The sequence below is a fragment of the Breoghania sp. JC706 genome, assembly GCF_037026715.1.
In the GTDB taxonomy this organism is placed as follows: Bacteria; Pseudomonadota; Alphaproteobacteria; order Rhizobiales; family Stappiaceae; genus Breoghania.
This window is the reverse complement of the sequence record NZ_JBANCG010000003.1, coordinates 229,865-253,192: the sequence shown is the minus strand read 5'-3', so window position 1 is coordinate 253,192 and position 23,328 is coordinate 229,865. Positions and strand designations below refer to the sequence as shown.

The window sequence follows — 23,328 nt, the reverse complement described above, 5'->3', positions numbered from 1 at the left end:
CTTCCCCCTCCGTTTGCGTGCGCCGCCCCTGCCCGACGGGTCCTGCCTCTGGCAAGACAGGATTGAGGTCGCGAAGAACCCCCCTGTTCCGCTCTCCCCCGTGCGGGGGAGAGATCCCGCTCTTGGCGGAACAGAGGCGGATAACGCCGCCCGCTCCTAGAGCGTTTCATGATTTGACGGAAATGCGCGAGAGAATACCTCTCCCCCATTTTTCCAGTTGGAGGGAGAGGGGGCGAATACGGCCATTTCCGTCAAAACATGCAGGCTCCTAACCCGCCATTTCTCCTTCCTTCCCTATTCGCTTTCCTTCTTGCGCGTCTCCCACGTGCCCCTTTTGCGTACCCTCGCTCCCTTTTCCTGTCCAGCCTCCCGGCCCCCGCCTTGCCCGCTGCCCCTCGCCAGCCCGGCCTCTCCTCCCCCCGCTCCGCGCCACCCTTCCGGTCCCGCCGTGGCAACCGGCGTTTCCTCCGTCTTGAGATAGATCAAGGCAAATCCGGATCTTGACTGTATGTACAGTCAATGCAACGACTGTACGTACGTACAATCAGTCCGAGCATTGCGGCTCTGCCCGCAACGAGCAGCTTCGCCGGGCAGAGCCACAGCTATGGAGGACAACGTGGCGAATTCCCAAAAATACCGCGTACTCGGAGGCAGTTTTGCTGCCTACACCTTCGACGCCTTTGACCTGCTTCTGCTGGCAATGGCGTTCCAGCCGATCATGAACGACCTCAGCCTCACCCGCTCCGAAGCCGGCATGCTGGCCACCGCGACACTGGTCGGCGTCGGCTTCTCCAGCGTTCTCATGGGCTGGTATTCCGACAATTTCGGCCGTCGCAAGGCGATGCTGTGGTCGCTGATCTCCTTCAGCCTTCTCACCATGCTGATCGCCGTGGCCCAGACCTGGACCCAGATCCTCATCCTGCGCTTCCTGGCAGGTCTCGGTCTCGGCGGCCTGTGGGGCGTCATCGCCGCCTATATCGCGGAGACCTTCCCGCCCAAGCAGCGCGGCCGCGCGGCCGCCTTCGTCATGAGTTCGTTTCCCGTTGGCGTCGGCCTCGCATCGTTCCTTGCGGGCAAGATCATCCCCGCCTTCGGCTGGCGCGCCCTGTTCCTGACCGCCGGTGCCGCCCTCATCGTCGCGGCCTACGTCTTCCTGTGCGTGAAGGAATCGGAGGTCTGGAAGGAGCAGCGCGAGGCCCGCAGAACCGGCACCCACACCGCGCCGGAAAAAGTCTCCGTGGGTGAGATCTTCGCCGACGGCATGGCCCGCAACACCATCATCGCGACCGCCATTTCGGCTCTGGCGCTCTTCGCCTACTGGGGCACGACCTCCTGGCTGCCGACCTATCTGGTCAAGGAGCGCGGCCTCTCGGTCGCCGACATGGGAATGTTCATGACCATCCTCTCGGTGGGCATGTTCTTCGGCTACAACCTGTTCGGCTGGCTCGCCGACATCATCGGCAAACGCAACGCGCTGGCGCTCTCGCTGGTCGGCTCCGCGGTCATGCTGGCGATCTACGCCATGACCGAGAACCCCACCATGCTGATGTGGATGGGCCCGGCCTACGCCTTCTTCATGGCCTTCGTCGGCCTGATGGGCTCCTACTACGGCGAGCTCTACCCCGTGCGCGTGCGCACCACCGGGTCCGGTTTCTGCTTCAACGTCGGACGCGGCGTCTCCGCCTTCGCGCCGCTGGTCCTTGGCGGCCTCGCAACGACCTTCTCGCTCCAGACCCTGATTCTGCTCTGCTCCATCCCCTTCCTGGCCGCCGGTCTGCTGGCACTGCTGCTGCCACGCACCGAGACCTTGCGGGAGGATCGCGCGACAGCCGCCCCCCAGGCGATGCCCGATGGAACGCCCCGGCGTTGACCGCGCCAGCTGTTCGCTAAAGAGAAAGACCAAAAACCATGCGCAAGATAATCGATCTGTCGATCTTCTTCGAAAACGGCACCCTGGCGGATCCCCCTGCCTACGAACCCAAGATCCACTACCGCAACCACAAGGAAACGGCGGATGAACTGTTGCCGTTCTTCCCGGGGCTGAAGAAGGAAGATCTTCCCGACGGCGAGGCCTGGGCGATCGAGTGGGTGGAGATCACCACCCATAACGGCACCCATCTCGATGCGCCCTATCATTTCCACTCGACCATGAACAACGGCGAGCGGGCCTGGACCATCGACGAGGTGCCGCTGGACTGGTGCTACCAGCCCGGCGTGAAGCTCGACTTCCGCCATTTCGACGACGGCTACGTCGCCACCGCCGCCGATGTGGAGACGGAACTGAAGCGCATCGGCCACGAGCTGCAGCCGCTGGAGATCGTCGTCGTCAACACCCGCGCCGGCGAGGCCTACGGCAAGGAAGGCTACGTCGCCGCCGGCTGCGGCATGGGCCGCGAAGCGACGCTGTACCTGCTGGAGCGCGGGGTGCGGGTGACCGGCACTGATGCCTGGAGCTGGGACGCACCCTTCGTCCACACCGCAAAGCACTACGCGGAAACGGGCGACGCCTCGCTCATCTGGGAAGGGCACAAGGCCGGCCGCGACATCGGCTACTGCCACATCGAGAAACTGCACAATCTCGAGCAGCTGCCCGCCGACGGCTTCGAGGTGGCCTGCTTCCCCTGCAAGGTGAAGGGTGGCTCCGCCGGCTGGACCCGCGCCGTCGCCATTCTTCCCTGACGCCACCTTCGCAACCTATCCCGGCCGCGGCCTCCCCGCGGCCGGCCCCGAAAGCAGGCTCAGCCCTGAACCCGGGCACTGCCTGAGACAGATGGATCGAGACCCATGGCAAAAACGATCGTAACCGTCGCCACCACCGGCGCCTGGCCGACAAAGGAAAACAACCCGGCCATTCCGCTGACCCCGAAGGAAATCGCCGAGGACGTTTATGAGTGCTGGCAGGCGGGTGCCGCGATCGCGCACCTGCACATGCGCGACGCCGAAGGCAAGGGCACGATGAGCGCCGACCTTTTCGCCGAAACCGTCGGCCTCATCCGCGAGAAATGCGACATCGCGCTGAACCTGACGACCTCGGGCGACCTCAACGCCACCGACGACACCCGCATCGAGCACCTCGTCCGCCTGCGCCCGGAGCTTGCCTCCTACGATGCCGGCACCATGAACTGGATGCACCAGACGATCTTCCTCAATCATCCAGCGTTTCTGGAGCGGCTCGGCCGCACCATGACCGAACTCGACATTCTGCCCGAGATCGAGATCTTCGACGGCGGGATGATCTACAACGCGCTGCACTACATCAAGCAGGGCGTCCTGAAGGCGCCAGGCTACTACCAGCTCGTGCTGGGGGCGGCCGGCGGCATGGCGGCGACGGTGGAAAATCTCGTCTTCCTGAAGAGCCTGCTGCCCGCCGAGGCCAACTGGTCGGCACTCGGCATCGGCGCGCGTCATCTGCCGATCCTCTTCGCCACCATCGCACTCGGCGGCAACGTTCGGGTCGGGCTCGAGGACAACGTCTATTACGCCAAGGGCCGGCTTGCGAAGTCGAATGCCGAGATGGTCGAGCGCGCGGTTCGCCTCGTCCACGAGGCCGACAGGGAACATGCCTCGCCCGACGATGCCCGCGAAATCCTGGGCTTGCGCCATCCCTGACGTGTAGCGCCCCATCGATCGCTTCGCGCGGCCGCGCGCAAGACGGCCGCGCCCGTCAGGGCCGCGACGCCGCATGTCGACCTCCTGCTGCCCAAGAGATGGTCGGCGTGCGGCTCGCGGAACGAGCCTTCGGAAATGACCCTTGAGGCCGGCCGCCCTTCGCCACGCACGGACCGCAGCCTGCCGCGTTGATTGACATCGCGAGAAGCCGGCTGCTATTTCGGGCGCTTATGGTTCCTGGACGGGCTCGGGAACCGCTATTCATTGGCGACTGATGGCCAGATCCAGAAAAACCGAAAATAGCGGCGACGCCGCCGACGGAAACGGCGCGCCGACGCGCAGGCACCGCATCGTGCTGGAAGCCGGTCGCCTGTTTTCCCGCAAGGGATACCACGGCGTTTCGATGCGCGAGATCGCCACGGCGGCCGATGTCCAGCTCTCCTTGATCGTCTATCATTTCCAGACCAAGGAAAATCTCTACCGCTCGGTGTTCGACCATTTCCACACGATCTTCGAGGAGCGGCTGGAACGGCTGGACCGGATCGAGCACCTGTCGGCTCCCGATGCGCTGCGCCACATCGTCGAAGCCTTCGTCATGCCGGTCCTGAACGCCAAGGCGACGGAAGAAGGCCGCATCTATTCGCAGCTCATCCTGCGCGAAGCCTCCGATCCGGAAGAGGAATCGCGCGGCATTATCCGCGACTACTACGATCCGATGGCAGCCCGCTTCATCGAGGCGCTGAAGCAGGCCCTGCCCGACAAGACCGTCAACGGCCTGACCTGGGGCTACCTGTTCTCGGTCAGCGCACTGGTGATGAGCCATTTCGACGCGCGCATGCAACGCCTGTCGCACAGCGATCCGGGCGCAGTGCACGAGAGCGAAAAGAACGAATTCCTCATCCGCTTCATCTGCGGCGGCCTGCAGGGCATCTGAGCGGGCGGGGAAAATCGCGCCCGCGCCTCACTCTCCCGCGGCCGTCACCTTCAGCACGGAGCCGTCGACCTCGACGACCCTCACCTTGGCGCCCGCCGGCAGATCGGGGCCCGTCACCCGCCACACGCTGTCGTCGACGTTCAGCCGTCCGGTGCCTTGCGCGATCGGCTCGCCGAGCACGAATTCGCGCCCCACGTAGCGCGATCCGCGACGGTTGAGGGTGTCGCCCTCCCCTTCCTGTCCGGCGCTCTTGCGGTTCATCAGCCGGCGGCCGGCGATCAGGCTGGCGAAGGCGATCACCAGAAAGATGATCAGCTCGGTCTGCCAGCTCATGTCAAAGAACAGCGCCGCAGTTCCCACGATCAGAGCGGAGATGCCGAACCACAGGAAGAACGTGCCCGGCGCCAGGATCTCCAGGCCGAGCAGCAATAGCCCCAGAACGTGCCAGCTCCAGGGACCGAGCTCGCGGATGATCGTGCCAAAGAGGCCCACGGCCGTCAGTCCTCGTTGCCGCGGGTGGTAGGCACCCGGCCGCCCGGACGCCTGCCGACAGGCGCCTCGCCATGGAAGGTCTCGCGCGCGATCTCGCCGATGCCGCCGAGCGCGCCGAGAATGGACGTCGCCTCGATGGGCAGCATAAGGGTCTTCTGGTTGGGCGACTTGGCCATGGCTTCCAGCGCCTCGACATAGCGGTTGGCGACGAAGTAGTTGATCGCCTGCACGTCGCCGGCGGCGATCGCCTCGCTGACCATCTGCGTCGCCTTGGCTTCGGCCTCCGCCCCGCGTTCGCGCGCTTCCGCGTCGCGGAAGGCGGCCTCGCGGCGGCCCTCGGCCTCAAGGATCTGCGACTGCTTCTGGCCTTCCGCCTTCAGGATCTCCGACTGCCGCTTGCCTTCCGCTTCAAGGATCGCGGCACGCTTTTCGCGCTCCGCCTTCATCTGCCGGCCCATCGCCTCGACAAGATCGCGCGGCGGGTTGATGTCCTTGATCTCGATGCGGGTGATCTTGATGCCCCAGGGCTCCGCCGCCGCATCGACGACGCGCAGCAGCTGCGCATTGATCTCGTCGCGGTTTGACAGAAGCTGGTCGAGATCCATCGAGCCCATGACCGTGCGGATGTTGGTCATGGTGAGGTTCAGGATGGCGTTTTCCAGCCCCAGCACCTCGTAGGCCGCACGCGCGGCGTTGATGATCTGGTAGAAGGTCACGCCGTCCACCTCGACGGTGGCGTTGTCGCGGGTGATGACCTCCTGCGAGGGAACGTCGAGCACCTGCTCCATCATGTTCATCTTGGTGCCGATGCGGTCGATGAACGGCACGATCAGGTTGAGGCCCGGCGACAGCGTGCGCGTGTATTTGCCGAAACGCTCGATCGTGTAGTTGTAGCCTTGGCTCACGGTCTTCACGCCGGCGACAAAGACCAGAATGACCAGCAGCAGCAGAACGATGATGGCTATGTCGAAGCCGGTGACGAATTCCATGGCCTGTCTCCGCACTCATGAAGTTTGGCGCAGACGCGCCGCGAATCGATCTTCCCCAGCGGCGCGACTATGCCCCGCTTTGTCCGCGCTCGCCAGCACCGGGGCCTTCCGACACGGGATGCACGCCGCAACGCGGGTCCGCGACTATATCCAGCCCGAAAGCTCGCGCCGGACCACGGCCTCGATCACGGCCATCCCGTCCTCGCTGTCGTTGAGGCAGGGGATGTGCGAGAACTTCTCGCCGCCGTGTTCGTGGAAGATCTCGGCATTCTCGCCGGCGATCTCCTCCAGCGTCTCCAGGCAATCGGTCACGAAGCCCGGATTGATGATGGCGATCCGCTTGACGCCCTCCTTCGCCAGCGCCTCCACCGTCTTGTCCGTATAGGGCTGCAGCCATTCCTCCGGTCCGAAGCGCGACTGGAAGGTGATCCTCAGCCGCTTCTCGTCCCAGCCCAGGCGCTCGCGCAGCAGACGCGTCGTCTTCTGGCAGTGGCAGTGATAGGGGTCGCCCTTCTTGAAATAGGACTGCGGAATGCCGTGGAACGAAGTCAGCACCACTTCCGGCTCGAAATCGAGCGAGGAGAGGTGCGTCTCGATGGAATGGGCCAGCGCCTCGATGTAGACCGGCTCGTCGTGATAGGGCGGCACGGTGCGCACCGCCGGCTGCCAGCGCATCTTCTGCAGCGCCTCGAACACCTTGTCGTTCACCGTCGCGGTCGTGGAGGCCGAATATTGCGGATAGAGCGGAAAGGCCAGTATCCGCTCGCAGCCGGCCGCGACCAGCGCCTCCATGCGCTCCGCGATCGAGGGATTGCCGTAGCGCATCGCCCAGTCCACCACCACCTGCGGCTCGCCCGCAAAGGCGGCGGCGAGCTTCTCGCCCTGCGACCGCGTGACCGTGCGCAACGGGCTCTCGTCGCGCTCCTTGTTCCAGATCGAGGCGTAGGCCGCACCGGACTTGCTCGGACGGCGGGTCAGCACGATGCCGTGCAGGATCGGATACCAGAGCCAGCGCGGCCATTCGATGACGCGCTTGTCCGACAGGAACTCGCGCAGATACCGCCGCATCGGCCAGTAATCGGTGCCGTCGGGCGTACCGAGGTTGACCAGCAGAACCCCGATCTTGCCCATGGCGACGGGCGGATGTCCGGCGGGAAGGTGCGGCGTGGCGGCCGACGGCGCGGCCACGGGGCGGGAGCCCGGGCGGGCGACGGGATCGGTGGACTGGTTCATCGCGTCTGTCATCGTTCGGCAAGTCGCTCCTGTTCGGCGGGGCCGGCAGACCGGCGGCAAGGGCGGGATCGCGGGCGCTGCCAACGCCCCGGCGGCTTTCCGTCTATATGGGACATCGCGCATTTCTTTGGAATAGTCGCAACCTTCCTTACCGCCGGAGCGATCGCGCGGCAACGCGACGCTGGCGCAAAAGGCCTTTTCCGCACTGCAGCACGGCGCGTTTCGTCCGGCACGGAAGGCCCATGCGAACAACGCCGTAAGGGCTAGTGGATAGCCCCGTCTTCAGCCATTTTTCAGACTTGGGAGCCTTAATTCCGGGTCAAATGCTCGCGGATGCACCGCGGCAATGACAGGGAATACTCCATGGCGTTGAGCGACCCGTTCGAGGCGGGCGGCCTCGGCGAAGTGCTGATCGTGGATCCGCAGGACTTCGGCTGCCGGCGCATGAAGACCATCGTCGGACAACTCGGCTGCACCTGCGCGCTGTCGGCGGCAACCGTCGCGGAGGCGCTCGCCGCGCTGGTTTCCTCCAACACCGATCTGGTGATCGTCGATCGCCGGCTCGGCATGTCGTCCATCGGCCAGATGCTGCGCGCGCTGCGCCGGGCGGCCGATCCGCGCTTTCACGCCATCACCGTCCTGCTCAGCACAAATGCCGCCGATCGCGCCTTTGTCGATGCTGTCGGACGTCTGGGTGTCGACGGCATCGTCGTCACGCCGTGCTCGTCGCGCATCCTGGCCGAACGTATCGAAGATGCGCGCGGCATCTGGCACCAACAGGTCAATTCGGGCCCGCGCCCGCGCAAGCCTTACGGCACTCTGGAGGCCGACGGGACGGAGCAGACCTGCACCCGACCGATACCGTTCCCGCAGCGCTGAACCCTGCACCTGCGCGCGGGCCGGAGGCGGCCGCAGGTTCACGACAGGAGCGTCTCAATCAAGATAATAGCGGCGCGCGGTGGAGAACCAGAACTCGACGATCGTGTTCAGGATGGCGCTCATGCCCTCCAGCGTGTCGACCTTGGAAACCACCGCATTGGCGCCGCTCTCGTAGGCGCGCCGGATCGTTTCCTCGTCGGTGGCCGTGGTCAGCACGCAGACCGGCACCGAATGCAGCCGGCCGTGGGCCCGCAGCTTGTGCAGGAACGTCGCTCCGTCCACCACCGGCATGTTGAGATCGAGGATGATGAGATCGGGCGGTGCGTTCTCGTCAGCCGCCCCCTGCTCCAGATAGTCGAACGCCTCGCGACCGTCCTCACAGACCTTCAGTTCCAGACGGATCGGCGCATCCCGGAGCGACCGCCTGATGACGAGAATGTCATCCGGATCGTCTTCCACCAACAATACGCGCGCATCGACAAGCGGATCGGAATTCTCTTTCTTGTCGGACGCAGAGCCCATCGCAAAGAAACCCCAACGTTAAATTTCGCAACAATAACAGGAGAGGCTGTCGCCGCTCCACGTATCGACCGCTTTTCACGCTCCGATGAAATACTATAGTGTCTTGAGGGCAGCTTCCACAATAGACTGCTCCCAGACGCGGACGACACCCAAAAGGCATTAATCAAAGCAAATTCGTCCAATGGCCGAGATTTTTCAGGGACCACAAGCTCTTTGCTTCGATCTGAATCTATTGTCGTCATCGGCCTTGCGGTTGTTGCCCGATACCCGCATCGCCTTTGCCAACCGGCACTATTGCGTCACTTTTCGAGAAGGCGAGGAAATCGCGGCCGACAGCCCCCTGCTGGATTTCGTGCCCTCGCCCAGCCACAACCGGATCCTGAACACCATCTCCGCGATGGCGCCGAAGGCGCCGTCGGCCACCATCGAGTTCCCGATCACGGACAGGCGCGGGCGCAACAGATGGACGCACTGGTCCCTCAAGGGGCGGTTCGACGCGGATGGCGCGCTGCTGGATCTGATCGCGATCGGGCGAATCATCTCCGAAGAGCTGCGATACCGGAATGCGCTGGAAGACCTGATGCGCATATCCAACAATTCGGGAAAGAGCTACGAGGAACGCGCCCGGATGATCCTCTCCGTCGGCGTGAAATATTTCGATGCGGAATATGCCGGCATCACCCGGCTGGAAGGCGACCTCGCCAACCCGATGGTCCTGAACTTCGAGTTGGACCACCTTCGGGAAAAGCAGCCCTTCCCGCGCGAGCGCTCCTACATAGATCTGGTGCTGCGCGCCGGCCCGGTCGTGGCCATTCACGACATGCGCGAGACCGATTTCATCAAGTACCCCTTTTACAGCCACCTGCCGCTGCAAAGCGTCATGGCGTCCGAGATCTATATCGGCAACCGCTTCTACGGGATCATCAATTTCGCCACGCTGACCCCGCGCAGCGAGGCGTTCAGCGAGAAGCAGATCCAGTTCTGCCGCCTGATCGCGCAATGGCTCGGCTACACGCTGGAGCAGATCGAGATCTATGTCGGCCTGCAGAAGAGCGCGAACCGGTATCGCCACTTTTATGAGCGCGCTCCTATCATGATGGCCGTGGTCGGTTGCGACGGAAAGCTGCTGGACGTCAACCAGACCTGGCTGGACAGGCTGGGTTACGACGCCGCCAGCGTAATCGGACGCGACCTCGCCGATTTCCTCACCCCGCAAAGTCGCGCCACCGCCCGCCTCGAGCCGTGCGATGACGAACCGCAGCCGATCACGATGCGGGCGCAGGACTTCGTGACCCGATCGGGCGCGGTGCTCAGCACGCAGCTCGCCTCGCTCGGGGTTGCGGCCGAAGACCTGCCCATCCTGTGTGTCTGGGTCGACGTCACCGAGCGCGACCGCCTGCGCGAGGAGATGAACGCGACCAACCGGGCCATCAGCCGCGCCAACGAGGATCTCAAGCGCTTCAATACGGTCGCCGCCCACGACCTGCAGGAACCGCTGCGCAAGATCCGCCTCTATGGCGACCAGCTCGGCAAGCACCTGCCCGGATCGCAGGACGACGATGCCCACCATGCGCTCAACGTCGTGACGCAGGCGGCGGAACGCCTGTCGCGCCTTGTTCGCGACCTCCTCGCCTTTTCGCGCGAAAGCGAGAGAGGCTACGCCCACAACCTACTCGACCTCAAGCCGCTCCTGTCGGAAGTGATCGGCGACCTCGGGCTGCTGATCGAGGAAAGCGGCGCGCAGATCACGGTTCGCGACATGCCGCGCCTCACCGGCGACGCGGTCCCGCTCCAGCGGCTCTTCTACAACCTCATTCTCAATGCCCTGAAATACCATCGTCAGGGCGAGGCACCGGTCGTTGAGGTGTTTTCCCGGCAGACGGTGGACGGGGCGACCGAGATCGTGGTCCGCGACAACGGCGTCGGTCTGCCGGAAGGAATGGAGGAGGAGATCTTCGAACCTTTCGTGCGGCTGCATACCATTCAAACCGCAGGATCGGGCATCGGCCTTGCGCTGGTACGCTCGATCGCGGAGGGACACGGCTGGTCGATCCGTGCCCGTCGCCGGGAACCCGGCGGCACCGATTTCATCATCAGAACGGACAAGAGCAAAACGTCCGGGAGCTGAGCTCGGAGAGCGAGGCCCGTCATGAGGAGCATGTGTTGGTTCAACAAGAGGACAGGCCGCTTCCGGATAGGCAGCCATCCCGGATTGCGACTCTGGAAGAGCTTCCCCTTCCCGGGGCGCTGATGTCAGCCGACGGCGTCCTGCTCGACGCGAACGACCTCTATTGCGCGGCGTTCGGCTTCGAGCGCGACAGGGTCGTCGGCACCTCCATCTTCGACCGCCTCGACGCCGACCTTGTCGAACGCACTCGAGCGGCTTTCGCGGCACTCACGCTTTCGAGCCCGAACTGGACTTCGCCCGCACAGTTCCTGAACCTGCATGGCCGCGAGAGGCGCCGGATTTTCCAGGGAACCGGCCATTTCGACGAGGAAGGCCGCCTGGAAACGATGCTGCTCGTGTTCTGGGACGTGACGGAGGAATACCGCTACAACGAGACGCTTGAGGACCTGATCCGTATCACCAACGACCGTTCGCTGGACACCACGGAGGTCATCGAGGGCATTCTGGCCATAGGCCACGCCTACTTTTCCATGTCGGCGGGCACGATCACCCGCTATGCGGAAGAAGGCGTCTATGCCGAGTTCCGGATCAGGGACGACCTTGTGAAGCAAGGCGAACTGATTCCGCACGAGCTTGCCTACGCCTCGATCACCCATTCGCGCGGCAACATCGTCGCCATTCAGGACCTCGACAAGACCGAGTATGCCGACGCCCCCTTCCGCGGCCGCATCTATATGCGGAGTTTCCTGAGCGCGGAGATCTATGTGGACGGTGCGCTTTACGGGGCACTGAGCTTCGCCTCGCCGGAAGCGCGCACGGAGCCCTTCAGCAACGAGGACGTCCAGCTCATCCGCATTCTGGCGCAATGGCTGTCCTATGCGCTGCTGCGCAGGAGCAAGATGGAAGAGCTCGGCGCCAGCGAGGAACGATACCGTTTCATCTACCAGAATTCGCCGATCATGATGCACACGGTGAGCGAGGACCTGACGATCTCCAACGTCAACCGGACCTGGCTGGAAACGCTGGGCTACAACCGCGACGACGTGATCGGCAGGCCGCTTCTGGACTTCTTCAGCGAGGCGAGCCGCACGGAGATGCGCGCCGTGATCGAGCGCCGCGTCGCGCTGCCCCTCGTCAACGCACCCCGCACGATGCTGCGCGCGGACGGAACGGTGGTGGAGGTGGAGGCCTCCACGCTTTCCGAACCCGATGCCAATCCGCTTTCGGTTCTGACCGTCCTCAACAACGTGACGGACCGAAACCGCGCCCAGCGCTCGCTCGCCCGGCTCAACGAGGGCCTGCGGCGGACCAACGAAGGGCTTAAACGTTTCAATGCCATAGCCGCGCACGATCTGCAGGAGCCGTTGCGCAAGATCAGACTGTTCAGCGATGTGCTGGAGGAGACGCTGGGCGACAGCGACGCCCCGGAGATCCGCGAACCGCTGACCGTCATCCGGCGATCCTCCGACCGGCTGTCCAAGCTCGTCAGCGACCTGCAGACCTACACGCGCGAGACCCAGCGCAGTTTCCAGCGTGTGCCGATCGACCTGAACCGACTGCTCGGCGATGTCCTGGAGCGCCTTGCTCCGCCGGAAAGCGTCAGGATCACAATCATCGATCCGCTGCCGCAGGTGGCCGGCGACCTGACCGCGCTGGACAAGCTCTTCACCAACCTGCTCGCCAATGCGATTGCCGAACACAGCCCGAAGCGGCCGGCGGTCGTCCTGATGTTCGGCGAGGCCAAGGCCGACGGCGGCGCACGGCTGACGATCCGCGACAACGGCACCAAACCGCCGACGGACCGGGCGGACAGGATCTTCGAGGCCTTTTCCGGCCCCGGACGCAACGACAACGGTACGGACACCAGTCTCAATCGTGCCATCGCCAAGTCCATCGTCGAGGCGCACGGCTGGGAGATGCGGGCCGAGGCCGCACCGGACGGCGAGGGCACGGATTTCGTCATCGAGATCCCGCCCCACCAGATCATCCGCCGCAGCCTGCCCGATCACGCGTAATCGCGCGCGTCCTCGATGACCTTGCCGTCATTGGGCAGGCTGCCAGGGGCAACCGGCTCGACACGGCCGCCGAGCCTAGTCACCTCGCGCAAGGTCCCGGCGACAGCATCAGCGAGCCCCGACACCGCCGCATCTGGCTGATCCACCTCGATTTTCAGGCTGAGCGCATCCTGCTCGCCGGCGCGGGCAACGACGAGGCGAGCGCGGCCGATCTCGGGGTGACGGCGCACGATGGCAGCCACCTGATGCGGATCGACGAACATGCCCTTGACCTTGGTGCGCTGGTCGGCCCGGCCCATCCAGCCGGCGATCAGCGTGTTGGTGCGCCCACACGGGGAGCGCTCGTCGAGCACCTTGGACAAGTCGCCGGTGCCGAAGCGCACCAGCGGATAGGCGGCATTGAGAACGGTGACCACGATCTCGCCGACCTCGCCGTCGGCGACGGGATCTCCGGTGCCCGGGCGGACGATTTCCAGAATGAAATCTTCGTTGAGAACCAGCCCCTTGCGCGCTTCGGTCTCATAGGCAACGACGCCGAGATCGGCGGTCGCATAGCATTGCGTGACCGCAACGCCGCGCGCCGCGTATTCGTCCCGGAGCGAGGGAAACAGCGCGCCGCCGGAGACCTGGGCAACCTTGATGGAGGAACAGTCGATCCCGGCCTCAGCCCCCTTGTCGAGGATCACCTTGAGATAATCCGGCGTGCCGCACCAGCCGCGCGGTCGAAGGCCGGCGATGGCTTCAAGCTGCATCTCGGTGTTGCCGGTTCCGGCGGGAAAGACCGTGCAGCCGAGCGCGCGGGCGCCGAGATCCAGAATGAAGCCGCCCGGCGTCATGTGATAGGCGAAGGAATTGTGGACCACGTCGCCCGGCCGAAAACCGGCGGCAAACAGCGCGCGGGCCGCCCCCCAGGGGTCGGCACCGGGGCTCTGCGGCTCGAAGACCGGGCCCGGCGAGACGAAGACCCGTTCCGGCACGCGACCGGCCGCCGCAAAGCCGCCGAAGGGGGGATGGGCCTGCTGTGCCGCCATCAGTTCCGGCTTTCTCAGCACGGGGAGCTTCGCCAGTTCCGCGCGCGAGGTGACGGCGGCCGGATCGATGCCGTCAAGATGGGCGGCAAGCCCCGGCGCGGCGGCGATCGCCTTGGTCAGATGGCCGGGAAGCCGGCGGAAAAGGTCGGCTTCGCGCTCCGCCGGATCGCGTGTCTCGCGCGTGTCGAACATGTCTGTCATGGCGTTGTCCCGGTCCTCCGCACCCTTTTGTGCATGTATTAATATTTGTCTCGAATTTCCTCGAATTCGGTTCGAATTTCCCGCAAATGCGAATGCCGTGCGAAAGCGCAGAGGCCTCTTCCTCAAAAGCCTGCCCGATCGACGATCCCGCCATCGCAATCGCTCGCCTCGGGCGGCACCGGATGGGCGGCGTGGATGAGATCGGCGAGCGTCTCCTTGCCGGCATCGCCGCGAAGCGCGATGCGCAACTCGCCGAGGAGCTCTCCCGAACAATCAAGCGCCACCCGCGAGCCGGCCCCCTGGCCGAAAGCCTCGTCGAAGGCGGCCCGGATCGCCTTGCCGGAAATCCGCTTGCCGATATTGGCGGCGAGCAGGTCACGCACCTGCGAGGCGTTCAGGGCCTCCATCAGGGCGAGCGAGGCCCTGAAATAGCCGTCCTGATCGGAATTGGCGAAGCAGCTTCCGTGCTTGGTCCATTCGTGGCGCTGCAACTGGGACTGCGTGCCCGGCATGACGCGCTCCAGCGCGGCGCGGGTTTCGGGCGACAGGTCGAGCGCGGCCAGATCATCATACCGCTTGGCCTCGTCGAGCGCCTTCTGGCCGGCCGGAACGCCGCAATAGAAGTTGCCGTAGGGCTGCGGCCAGAGCCCGTGCAGCGAAAGGTGGGTGGCGTCGAAGCGGTCTTCGCTCTGGCTGACGCATTCCGGTTTTTGCTGGTGGGTCTGGCAGAAGGCAGGTTCCCAGCTTGCCGCCAGCAAGAATTCGAGCTGGTCGTCGGGCGGCGCTGCGGCGGGACCGGCATTGACAGGCCCGTTGTCGTTGCCGGCGGCAGTTGTATCGGCCAGCACCATGTGGTCGCCGCAGGAGACCGCGACCCAGCGGCGGACGGGTTCCGGGCCCTTGGTGACGATCCAGTAGTGGGTCGCCTTCTCGCGGTTCTTGGCAAGGATCGGATAGGCGCGGCCAACCTCGGTCATGACCTTGCCGGGATTGTCGCCGGCCTTGATGTTCTGCGTCGCCGGACAGGCCTTGCGGGCGATGAAGGAGCCGACCAGCGGGATTTCGGCCCGGGCGGAGAACGGCAAAAGCACGAGCACGGCGGCAAAAACTGCGGAAATGCGGATCGTCATGGAAATTCCCTCCCCCTGGAATGGCGGGAGCATACTACGGGATGCGGCGTTGCAGGAGCATGTCGGGGAAGGAAGAGGAATTGCGCGGCTTCGCCGCACTGATTTCTGGATCCCGGATCGGCGCTCGGCTTTGCCTCGCTTGTCCGGGATGAGGGCGTATGTGGGGGCTTCAAGCCTGCCACAAGCGCCCTCATCCCGGGCGGTCTGCGGCGAAAGCCGCATGGCCAGACCCGGGATCCAGCGACCGTGTGCGGCGAAGCCGCTCCGTTTCCCTTCGCCTCCCTCACGCCAGCCAGCGCTTGCGCCGCTTGTAGTGCTTGACCGCCTTGAACGAGCGCCGTCCCTCGCCGCCGACGCCGAGGTAGAATTCCTTCACGTCCTCGTTTTCGCGAAGTGCGGAGGCCGCACCGTCGAGCACGATGCGGCCGGCTTCCAGAATGTAGCCGTAGGTGGCGTATTTCAGCGCCACGTTGGTGTTCTGTTCAGCCAGTAGGAATGACACGCCCTGTTCCTGATTCAGATGCCGGACGATCTCGAAGATCTCTTCCACAAGCTGCGGCGCCAGCCCCATGGAGGGCTCGTCCAGCAGGATCATGTCGGGGCGCGACATCATCGCGCGGCCGATGGCACACATCTGCTGCTCGCCGCCCGAGGTGTAGCCCGCCTGTGACCCGCGCCGTTCCTTCAGACGCGGAAAGTACGAATAGACCATGTCGAGATCGGCGCGGATGGCGCCGGCCCCGTCCTTTCGGGTATAGGCGCCGGTCAGCAGGTTCTCCTCGATGGTGAGATGGCCGAAGCAGTGCCGGCCCTCCATCACCTGAATGCAGCCGCGCTTCACCAGCTCGTTGGGCGAAAGCGCCTGCACCTCCTGCCCGTGAAAGCGGATGTTGCCCTTGGTGACATCGCCGCGCTCGGCGCGAAGGAGATTGGAGATTGCCTTCAGCGTGGTCGTCTTGCCGGCCCCGTTCGCCCCCAGCAGCGCCACGATGCCGCCCTTCGGCACGGTGAGCGACACGCCCTTCAGAACGAGGATGACCCGGTCGTAGATCACCTCGATGTTGTTGAGCGCGAGGATGGTTTCGGGCAAAGTGCCGGCCGAAGCGCCTGCCTGGGCATCGCGGAGCGTCTCTGTCGTCTGGCTGGTCATCTTGCGTCGGTCCTATCGGCTCGTGACATGCAGTGGGGGCGAAAACGGCCATCTGGGGTGATGCTGTCATCCCCGCGAAGGCGGGGATCCAGCATTCCAGAGGCTCCTGCTAGAGACCTCGTCGCCTGATCCTGTGGGTACTGGATCCCCGCCTCCGCGGGGATGACAGCCCGTGAAAACCGGGACGGCAGTGCCAACACCGCGATCCCGGTTACCATTCGGCTACAAACGCCCTACTTGGCGCAGGGAACGTCGCGCTCCGGCCAGGGGGCGTTGGCTTCGACGTATTCCTTGGCGGCCGCCTCCAGCAGCGGCTGGACGACGTCGGTCATTGGCGCGAACCACTCGCCCGACTTCTGCCAGTCCTTGCCGTCCCATTCCACGATGTAGAGCGGGCCGTGGCCGTTGTGGTCCTCGCAGCTCATCTTGAGCGGGGCCATGAAGTCCTTCATGCCCATTTCCTCGATGCGCTTCTCGTCGAGGTTCAGAACCTCAAGCCCGTTGCGCACGTCTTCCGCCGTGACGACCTTCTTGCCGGAATATTCTTGAGCGGAGCGGATGCCCTCGGCGATCAGCATCGCGTTGTAGACGCCGCGGTTGTAGAGATTGTCGGCGAACTTCGCCGGCTCCACCTGGCTCTTGCCGGCATCGACGACATATTTCTTGATGTCCTGGATGACCGGGAAGTCCTTGCCCACGCCGTTGAAATTGAGCGTGCGATACCCTTTGGCGGCCATGCCGCCGGCTGCCGCGTCATCGTTGCCGCCGGCCCACCACACGCCGTAGAACTTGTCCATGGGATAGCGGATCTTGGTCGCTTCCTTGACAGCCGTCGGGTTCATCGCGCCCCAGCCCCACATGATCATGTAGTCCGGCCGGTCGCGGCGCACGTTCAGCCATTGCGAGGACTGGTTCTGCATCTCCTTGCCGGCGACCGGGTACTGGGTCATCTCGAAACCGTACTGCTTGGCAAGATCCTCAAGAAGCGGGATCGGCTCGCGGCCGTAGCCGGCATCGAGGAAGATGTAGCCGATCTTCTTGCCCTTCAGCTTGTCGAGACCGCCCTCGCGCCGCGCGATGTCCTTGATGATGGCCGACGCGCCGTCCCAGTAGGTGTCGGGGGCGTTGAAGATCCACGGGAAGGTCTTGCCGATGGCGGCGGCCGACAGGCCGTAGGCCATGGAGAGAACCGGAATGCGATCAACGGACGCCTTCGGGATCACCTGCAGCGTGATGCCGGTGGAGTACGGCGTGAGCACCACCGGGTTCTTGGCCTTCACCGTCTCGTAGCACTCCACGCCCTTCTGCGTGTTGTAGCCCGTCTCGCACTCGTCGTACTCGATCTTCACCCCGTTGATGCCGCCGTCGCGCTCGTTCAGCATGGCGAAATAGTCTTCCATGCCATTGGCGATCGGGATGCCGGACCCGGCATAGGGGCCGGTGCGGTAGGTGAAGAGCGGAACGTAGATGCTGTCTTCGGCCTGCGCCGGGGCGACGGCGAAGCTGCCGGCAACGACCGCGGCGGCAAGACCCGTGGCCAGTAATGTGGTCTTCATTGTTTCCTCCCTCTGCTCCGGATCGCTCCGGAAATGAAGCCTGTCAGCCAGACGCCCGGGCCGGCTCCGCGCCCGGGTTCGATGTCACGCGAAAGGCCAGCCCTCAACCATAGGGAAATGGCCAGACCTTGAGCTTTTCCTTGGTGAGCTGCCACAGCCGGGCGAGGCCGTGCGGCTCGGCGATGAGAAAGAAGATGATCAGCGCGCCGACGATCATGAAGGTCAGGTGTTCCACCGTCTCCGCCGCCACGTCGAAGCCCAGCGAGGGCAGAACGATGCGCAAGGCCACCGGCAGGATCCAGATGAACGCCGCCCCCATGTAGGAGCCGATCAGGCTACCGAGCCCGCCCAGGATCGTCATGAACAGCACCTGGAAGGACAGCGAGATGGCGAAGGCCGAGGGCTCGGCCGCGCCCAGCCAGAAGAACACCATCATCGCGCCCGCAACCCCGCACAGATAGGACGAGACGGCAAAGGCCGAGAGCTTGGCGGTGAGCGGGCGCACGCCGATCAGTTCGGCGGCGATGTCCATGTCGCGGATCATCATCCACTGCCGGCCGATGCGCCCGCGGATGAGATTGGAGACGAACCAGGTGAGCCCGACGGTGACGCAGAGCACGATGAAATACTGCGTCAGCGGCGCGGCCGCAGGCCCGGTGACGACGAGGCCGGCCATTTCGCGCTGCGAGATCTCGATCGCGCCCGACGCGTTGTAATTGTAGAGCCACGGAATGCGGATGAAGCACCATTCCAGAAAGAACTGGGCGGCAAGCGTGGTGACCGCCAGATAGAGCCCCTTGATGCGCAAGGAAGGCAGGCCGAAAGCGATGCCGATGCCGGCGGAAAAGAGGCCGGAGGCGAGCAGCACCACGATGATGTTGGCATCGGGAAAGATCGAGGTGAGCTTGTAGGCGGAATAGGCGCCCACCCCCATGAAGGCGCCGGTGCCGAGCGACAATTGCCCGGCATAGCCCGTCAGCACGTTGAGCCCGATGGCGGCCAGCGCGAAGATCAGGAACGGCGTCATGATGGAGGTGAGGAAGAAGTCGGTCGCCAGCAGCGGCACGACGACGAAGGCCAGCGCGGCGATGATGGCGATGCCGATGCGATCTTCCCGGAGCGGGAAGATCGCCTGATCGGCCTCGTAGGACGTCTTGAACTGGCCGGCTTCGCGGTAGAGCATGGCCTACACCCTCTCGATGATGCGTTCGCCGAACATGCCCTGCGGGCGGAACAGCAGGAAAATGAGCGCGATGATGTAGGCGAGCCAGCTCTCGATGCCGCCGCCCACCAGCGGACCCCAGTAGATCTCGCCGATCTTCTCGCCGAAGCCGATGACGAGCCCGCCGACGATGGCGCCGGGGATGGAGGTGAAGCCGCCGAGGATGAGAACGGGGAGCGCCTTGAAGGCGATGATCTCCAGCGCGAAGGACACATCCGATCGCGCGCCCCACATGATGCCGGTTGCAAGCGCCACGATGCCGGCGGCGAACCACACGATCGCCCAGATCTGGTTGAGCGAGATGCCGACCGACAGCGCTGCCTGGTGGTCGTCGGCGACCGCTCTCAGCGCCCGGCCGATGCGGGTCTTGTTGAAGAAGATGCCAAGTGCGGCGACCATCAGAATCGCGATCACGGCGGCGGCGATGTCGATGTGCTGGAGGATCAGGAGGCCGTTCTCGCCGATCTGGAAGGCGGTGGAGCCGGTGGGCAGGCCCAGTTCCTCGGTGATCATCGATTTCGGCTCGCCGCCGAAGACGAACTCGCCGAAGCCGACGAGGAAATAGGTCATGCCGATGGTCGCCATCAGCAGGATGATTTCCGGCTGGTTGACGAGCGGCCGCATGACGACCCGCTCCACCGTGTAGGCGAGCAGTCCCATGACGGCGATGGCGAGGATCAGCGCCAGATAGGCGGGCACGCCGTTCTCGTGCAGGCCGACGAGGGTGAGCGCCGCGAACACGACCATGATGCCTTGCGCGAAATTGAAGACGCCCGAGGCCTTGAAGATGAGCACGAAGCCGAGCGCGATCAGCGCATAGAGGATGCCGGCGACGAAGCCTTCCCATAAGACCTGCAGGAAGAAGTCCGGCTGGGCCGCCATCTGCGCGAAGGGATCGATGAAGATGTCATAGAGCATAGGGGGCGGTCCCTTTGGCACGGGCGGATGTATTGGCGAGGACGGCGGGATGGATCTGGGCCGGCCGGCGAGTGCGCGAGCGCCTGCCAAGGGCGCCCCTCTCCCCCCTGGCGGGGGAGATGTCGCGCTCCGCGCGACAGAGGGGGGCGAGCGGCAAATGCCGAGCCTGCCGCTCACCCCCCTCTGCCCCTACGGGGCATCTCCCCCACAAGGGGGGAGAGAGGAGCAAGTCGCCCGCACCTTGAGCAATCGGCAGAACGATGTCGTGCATCTCCCCGCCCTTCAATGCGCCACGCCCAGATAGGCGTCGATGACGTCCTGGTTGGACTTCACCTCGTCCGGCGGGCCGTCGGCGATCTTCTTGCCGTAGTCGAGCACCACGACGCGGTCGGAGAGATCCATGACCACGCCCATGTCGTGCTCGATGAGCGCGATCGTCGTGCCGAACTGTTCGTTCACGTCGACGATGAAGCGGCTCATGTCCTCTTTTTCTTCGAGATTCATGCCGGCCATCGGTTCGTCGAGCAGCAGCAGCTCCGGCTCCATGGCGAGCGCCCGGCCAAGCTCCACCCGCTTTTGAAGCCCATAGGGCAGACGGCCGACGGGGACTTTCCGGATGTGCTCGATCTCCAGGAAATCGATGATCTCCTCCACCCGGCGGCGGTGGGCGATTTCTTCCTCAAGCGCGGGCCCATGGCGGATGAGCTGCCAGAAGAAGTTCCGGCGCATGGCGAGCGTGCGGCCCGACATGATGTTGTCGAGCGTGGTCATGCCCTTGAACAGCGCCACGTTCTGGAAGGTGCGGGCGATGCCCTGGCTTGCCGCCTCGAACGGCTTCATCTTGCGCCGGACCTCGCCGCGCCAGGTGATGGTGCCGACCTGCGGGTGATAGAAGCCGTTGATGACGTTGAGCATCGACGTCTTGCCCGCGCCGTTCGGCCCGATGATCGCGCGGATCTCGCCCTTGAGGATATCGAACGAGATGTTGGTGATCGCCTTCACGCCGCCGAAATAGAGCGAGACGTTGTCGATCTTCAGGAGCACCTCGTCGCGCACGCGGTCCGGCGCGGCCCCTTGAGGGGTCACATGAACATTCATTCCGCCGCCTCCCTGACGCCTTCGCCGCGGGCGGGGTAGATCGTCATGTCGCGGATCTCCACGTCCGCCTCGATCTTGCCCTTGCGCCCGTCCTCGAAGGTGACCTCGGTCACCACGTGCTTGCGCGCCGTGCCATCGTAAAGCGCCTCGATCAGCGGCGCGTAGCGCTCCGCGATGAAGGAGCGTCGCACCTTCTGGGTGCGGGTCAGCTCGCCGTCGTCGGCATCAAGCTCCTTGTGCAGGATCAGGAAGCGGTGGATCTGGGCGCCCGCCATCAGTGGCTCGCCGGCGAGATCCCGGTTCACCTGGTCGACGTTCGCCTCGATCATCTCGTAGACGTGCGGGTGGGCGGCAAGCTCCTGGTAGCTCGCATAGTTGACGTTGTTGCGCTCCGCCCAGGAGCCCACCGCCGTCAGGTCGATGTTGATGAAGGCGCAGGCCATCTCGCGGCCGTCGCCGAAGGCCACCACTTCCTTGATGTTGGGGAAGAACTTCAGCTTGTTCTCCAGATATTTCGGCGCAAACAGCGCGCCGTCCGACAGGCGTCCCACATCCTTGGCGCGGTCGATGATCTTGATGTGACCATTGTCTGCGAAGAAGCCGGCATCGCCCGCCCTGACCCAGCCGTCCGCCGTCTTGGTCTCGGCGGTGGCCTTGTCGTCCTTGAAGTAGCCAAGGAAGGTGCCGGGGCTGCGGTAGAGGATCTCGCCGTTGTCGGCGATCTTGATCTCCACGTCGGGCGCCGGCTTGCCGACGGTGTCGCCGTAGATCTCGCCGTCCGGCTGCATGGCGATGTAGACGCTCGCCTCGGTCTGCCCGTAGAGCTGCTTCAGGTTCACGCCGAGCGAACGGTAGAAGCGGAAGATCTCCGGCCCGATCGCCTCGCCGGCCGTGTAGCCGACCTTGAGGCGCGAAAAGCCCATGCGGTTCTTCATCGGCCCGTAGACCAGGATCTCGCCGAGCCGGTAGAGCAGCCGGTCCGTGAGCGAAGCCGCCTCACCGTTCAGGATCTTCTCGCCGGAGCGCCGCGCGACCTCCATGAAGAAATCGAACATCTTCTTCTTGACGCGGCCCGCGTCCTCCATCCTGACCATGATCAGCGTCAGCAGGCCCTCGAAGACGCGCGGCGGAGCGAAGAAGTAGGTCGGCCCGATCTCGCGCCGGTCATCGAGCACCGTTTCCGGGCTTTCGGGACAGTTCACGCAATAGCCGGCCGTGTAGGACTGGGCGATGGAGAAGATGTAGTCGCCGATCCACGCCATCGGCAGGTAGGCGAGCGTTTCCTCGTGCTCATCCAGCCGGTCGAAGGCATTGGCGTTTTCCGACGACACGATGACGTTGTCGTAGGAGAGCATCACCCCCTTCGGCCGGCCGGTCGTGCCGGAGGTGTAGAGGATGATGGCGAGATCGGATCCCTTGCCCTCAGCCAGCCGGGCCATCCAGTCGCCTTCCGCGTTTGCATTGGCAAACCGCTGGTCGCGCCCGGCGGCAGCGACTGTCTCGAACGAATGCAGGTGGGAATGATCGTAGTCGCGCAGGCCCCGGGTCTCGTCGTAGACGATCTCCTCCAGCTTCGGCAGCCGGTCGGCGATGGAGAGCAGCTTGTCGACCTGCTCCTGGTCCTCGACCATGGCGAAGCGGACCTCGGCGTGCTCCAGCACGAAGGCCATTTCGTCGGCGACGCTGTCGGAATAGACCGGCACCGGCACCCCGCCCAGCGACTGCGCCGCGACCATGGCCCAGTAGAGCCGGGGCCGGTTGGAGCCGACGATGGCGAGCTTGTCTCCGGGCTTGAAGCCCAGCCCCGACAACCCGATGGCGAAGTCGCGCACCTCGTCGCGCACGTCCTCCCACGTCCAGGTCTGCCAGATGCCGAGATCCTTCCGGCGAACGGCCGGACGCCGCCCGCGAAGCCGCGCATTGCGCAGCAGAAGTTTCGGGAACGTGTCGTCCCCCGAAACGGTAGCGCCGGGCGCGAGCGGTTCCGAACCCCCGTTTTTCGGAACACCCGTCCGCCCGGCCGCGGCCGTAACCGCTTCCGTCATGCGTTTCCTCACATTGTTCCCCGCGGAAGGTGATTTTTATGTGCGGGTTATTTGTCTTGTTTGTGAGGGAATAAGATCGGAGATGATCCGGAATATCAACCCCTTCTTACGGAGATAGATGTTAATTAAGGCGAATGCATCCCCTTTGGGCATGATCGCGTATATTGCTGCAACGC

General features: G+C 64.5%; 19 protein-coding genes. 7 read left to right on the top strand and 12 right to left on the bottom strand.

The window, feature by feature from the left end; all coding sequences use genetic code 11:
* Positions 1 to 616 precede the first annotated feature (616 nt).
* From V2L18_RS07035 to V2L18_RS07020, 4 genes are all read left to right on the top strand, one after another.
* Positions 617 to 1,870, top strand: a complete 1,254-nt coding sequence (locus tag V2L18_RS07035; protein ID WP_336177288.1) for an MFS transporter — start codon at positions 617 to 619, stop codon at positions 1,868 to 1,870.
* 38 nt (positions 1,871 to 1,908) lie between these two features.
* Positions 1,909 to 2,679 (top strand): cyclase family protein, encoded by a 771-nt coding sequence (locus tag V2L18_RS07030; RefSeq protein ID WP_336177286.1) that lies wholly within the window; start codon positions 1,909 to 1,911, stop codon positions 2,677 to 2,679.
* A gap of 105 nt (positions 2,680 to 2,784) precedes the next feature.
* Positions 2,785 to 3,609, top strand: a complete 825-nt coding sequence (locus tag V2L18_RS07025) for a 3-keto-5-aminohexanoate cleavage protein (protein WP_336177284.1) — start codon at positions 2,785 to 2,787, stop codon at positions 3,607 to 3,609.
* 274 nt (positions 3,610 to 3,883) lie between these two features.
* A complete protein-coding gene (locus V2L18_RS07020; RefSeq protein ID WP_336177283.1) occupies positions 3,884 to 4,543 on the top strand; it encodes a TetR family transcriptional regulator in 660 nt (219 codons plus the stop codon).
* Between the two features lie 27 nt (positions 4,544 to 4,570).
* Here V2L18_RS07020 and V2L18_RS07015 read toward each other — a convergent pair whose 3' ends face one another.
* From V2L18_RS07015 to hemH, 3 genes are all read right to left on the bottom strand, one after another.
* Positions 4,571 to 5,035 carry an NfeD family protein gene (locus V2L18_RS07015; RefSeq protein WP_336177282.1) on the bottom strand — a complete coding sequence of 155 codons (465 nt, stop codon included), beginning with the start codon at positions 5,033 to 5,035 and terminating at the stop codon, positions 4,571 to 4,573.
* A gap of 5 nt (positions 5,036 to 5,040) precedes the next feature.
* Complete coding sequence (locus V2L18_RS07010; RefSeq protein WP_336177281.1) at positions 5,041 to 6,024, bottom strand: SPFH domain-containing protein; 984 nt, start codon at positions 6,022 to 6,024, stop codon at positions 5,041 to 5,043.
* Between the two features lie 144 nt (positions 6,025 to 6,168).
* Positions 6,169 to 7,155: a ferrochelatase gene (gene hemH / locus V2L18_RS07005; RefSeq protein WP_336177716.1), complete on the bottom strand. Its 987-nt coding sequence runs from the start codon at positions 7,153 to 7,155 to the stop codon at positions 6,169 to 6,171.
* Between the two features lie 465 nt (positions 7,156 to 7,620).
* On the opposite strand from hemH, the gene V2L18_RS07000 reads away from it, so the two are divergent.
* Positions 7,621 to 8,136, top strand: a complete 516-nt coding sequence (locus V2L18_RS07000; protein WP_336177279.1) for a response regulator — start codon at positions 7,621 to 7,623, stop codon at positions 8,134 to 8,136.
* Between the two features lie 54 nt (positions 8,137 to 8,190).
* Here V2L18_RS07000 and V2L18_RS06995 read toward each other — a convergent pair whose 3' ends face one another.
* Positions 8,191 to 8,658, bottom strand: coding sequence for a response regulator (locus tag V2L18_RS06995; protein WP_336177277.1), 468 nt, complete (start codon positions 8,656 to 8,658; stop codon positions 8,191 to 8,193).
* Positions 8,659 to 8,839: 181 nt separating this feature from the next.
* On the opposite strand from V2L18_RS06995, the gene V2L18_RS06990 reads away from it, so the two are divergent.
* Positions 8,840 to 10,786 (top strand): ATP-binding protein, encoded by a 1,947-nt coding sequence (locus V2L18_RS06990; protein ID WP_336177275.1) that lies wholly within the window; start codon positions 8,840 to 8,842, stop codon positions 10,784 to 10,786.
* Between the two features lie 32 nt (positions 10,787 to 10,818).
* Positions 10,819 to 12,801, top strand: a complete 1,983-nt coding sequence (locus V2L18_RS06985; protein WP_336177273.1) for a PAS domain S-box protein — start codon at positions 10,819 to 10,821, stop codon at positions 12,799 to 12,801.
* On the opposite strand, the gene V2L18_RS06980 is transcribed toward V2L18_RS06985, so the two are convergent.
* The 8 genes from V2L18_RS06980 to V2L18_RS06945 form a co-directional block, all read right to left on the bottom strand.
* Positions 12,792 to 14,033, bottom strand: a complete 1,242-nt coding sequence (locus V2L18_RS06980) for an AMP-binding protein (RefSeq protein ID WP_336177271.1) — start codon at positions 14,031 to 14,033, stop codon at positions 12,792 to 12,794. The two genes, V2L18_RS06985 and V2L18_RS06980, sit on opposite strands and share 10 nt — an antisense overlap.
* A gap of 122 nt (positions 14,034 to 14,155) precedes the next feature.
* Entirely contained in the window at positions 14,156 to 15,163 is a 1,008-nt protein-coding gene (locus V2L18_RS06975; protein WP_336177270.1) for a ribonuclease T2, read from the bottom strand.
* A 283-nt stretch (positions 15,164 to 15,446) separates the two neighbouring features.
* Complete coding sequence (locus V2L18_RS06970) at positions 15,447 to 16,313, bottom strand: ABC transporter ATP-binding protein (RefSeq protein ID WP_336177269.1); 867 nt, start codon at positions 16,311 to 16,313, stop codon at positions 15,447 to 15,449.
* 233 nt (positions 16,314 to 16,546) lie between these two features.
* Complete coding sequence (locus V2L18_RS06965) at positions 16,547 to 17,869, bottom strand: ABC transporter substrate-binding protein (protein WP_336177268.1); 1,323 nt, start codon at positions 17,867 to 17,869, stop codon at positions 16,547 to 16,549.
* Positions 17,870 to 17,972: 103 nt separating this feature from the next.
* Positions 17,973 to 19,052, bottom strand: a complete 1,080-nt coding sequence (locus V2L18_RS06960) for a branched-chain amino acid ABC transporter permease (RefSeq protein WP_336177267.1) — start codon at positions 19,050 to 19,052, stop codon at positions 17,973 to 17,975.
* Between the two features lie 3 nt (positions 19,053 to 19,055).
* Positions 19,056 to 20,009, bottom strand: a complete 954-nt coding sequence (locus tag V2L18_RS06955) for a branched-chain amino acid ABC transporter permease (protein WP_336177266.1) — start codon at positions 20,007 to 20,009, stop codon at positions 19,056 to 19,058.
* 282 nt (positions 20,010 to 20,291) lie between these two features.
* Complete coding sequence (locus V2L18_RS06950) at positions 20,292 to 21,107, bottom strand: ABC transporter ATP-binding protein (protein WP_336177265.1); 816 nt, start codon at positions 21,105 to 21,107, stop codon at positions 20,292 to 20,294.
* Complete coding sequence (locus V2L18_RS06945) at positions 21,104 to 23,152, bottom strand: AMP-binding protein (RefSeq protein ID WP_336177263.1); 2,049 nt, start codon at positions 23,150 to 23,152, stop codon at positions 21,104 to 21,106. The genes V2L18_RS06950 and V2L18_RS06945 overlap by 4 nt, the downstream gene beginning before the upstream one ends.
* Positions 23,153 to 23,328: the final 176 nt, after the last annotated feature.

What these genes read in the sequence shown, in the direction of transcription:
- V2L18_RS07030 (WP_336177286.1), top strand. Translation starts at nt 1,909, where the DNA reads ATGCGCAAGATAATCGATCTGTCGATCTTCTTCGAAAACGGCACCCTG.
- V2L18_RS07025 (WP_336177284.1), top strand. Translation starts at nt 2,785, where the DNA reads ATGGCAAAAACGATCGTAACCGTCGCCACCACCGGCGCCTGGCCGACA.
- V2L18_RS07020 (WP_336177283.1), top strand. Translation starts at nt 3,884, where the DNA reads ATGGCCAGATCCAGAAAAACCGAAAATAGCGGCGACGCCGCCGACGGA.
- V2L18_RS07010 (WP_336177281.1), bottom strand. Translation starts at nt 6,024, where the DNA reads ATGGAATTCGTCACCGGCTTCGACATAGCCATCATCGTTCTGCTGCTG.
- hemH (WP_336177716.1), bottom strand. Translation starts at nt 7,155, where the DNA reads ATGGGCAAGATCGGGGTTCTGCTGGTCAACCTCGGTACGCCCGACGGC.
- V2L18_RS07000 (WP_336177279.1), top strand. Translation starts at nt 7,621, where the DNA reads ATGGCGTTGAGCGACCCGTTCGAGGCGGGCGGCCTCGGCGAAGTGCTG.
- V2L18_RS06995 (WP_336177277.1), bottom strand. Translation starts at nt 8,658, where the DNA reads ATGGGCTCTGCGTCCGACAAGAAAGAGAATTCCGATCCGCTTGTCGAT.
- V2L18_RS06990 (WP_336177275.1), top strand. Translation starts at nt 8,840, where the DNA reads ATGGCCGAGATTTTTCAGGGACCACAAGCTCTTTGCTTCGATCTGAAT.
- V2L18_RS06980 (WP_336177271.1), bottom strand. Translation starts at nt 14,033, where the DNA reads ATGACAGACATGTTCGACACGCGCGAGACACGCGATCCGGCGGAGCGC.
- V2L18_RS06975 (WP_336177270.1), bottom strand. Translation starts at nt 15,163, where the DNA reads ATGACGATCCGCATTTCCGCAGTTTTTGCCGCCGTGCTCGTGCTTTTG.
- V2L18_RS06970 (WP_336177269.1), bottom strand. Translation starts at nt 16,313, where the DNA reads ATGACCAGCCAGACGACAGAGACGCTCCGCGATGCCCAGGCAGGCGCT.
- V2L18_RS06965 (WP_336177268.1), bottom strand. Translation starts at nt 17,869, where the DNA reads ATGAAGACCACATTACTGGCCACGGGTCTTGCCGCCGCGGTCGTTGCC.
- V2L18_RS06960 (WP_336177267.1), bottom strand. Translation starts at nt 19,052, where the DNA reads ATGCTCTACCGCGAAGCCGGCCAGTTCAAGACGTCCTACGAGGCCGAT.
- V2L18_RS06955 (WP_336177266.1), bottom strand. Translation starts at nt 20,009, where the DNA reads ATGCTCTATGACATCTTCATCGATCCCTTCGCGCAGATGGCGGCCCAG.
- V2L18_RS06950 (WP_336177265.1), bottom strand. Translation starts at nt 21,107, where the DNA reads ATGAATGTTCATGTGACCCCTCAAGGGGCCGCGCCGGACCGCGTGCGC.
- V2L18_RS06945 (WP_336177263.1), bottom strand. Translation starts at nt 23,152, where the DNA reads ATGACGGAAGCGGTTACGGCCGCGGCCGGGCGGACGGGTGTTCCGAAA.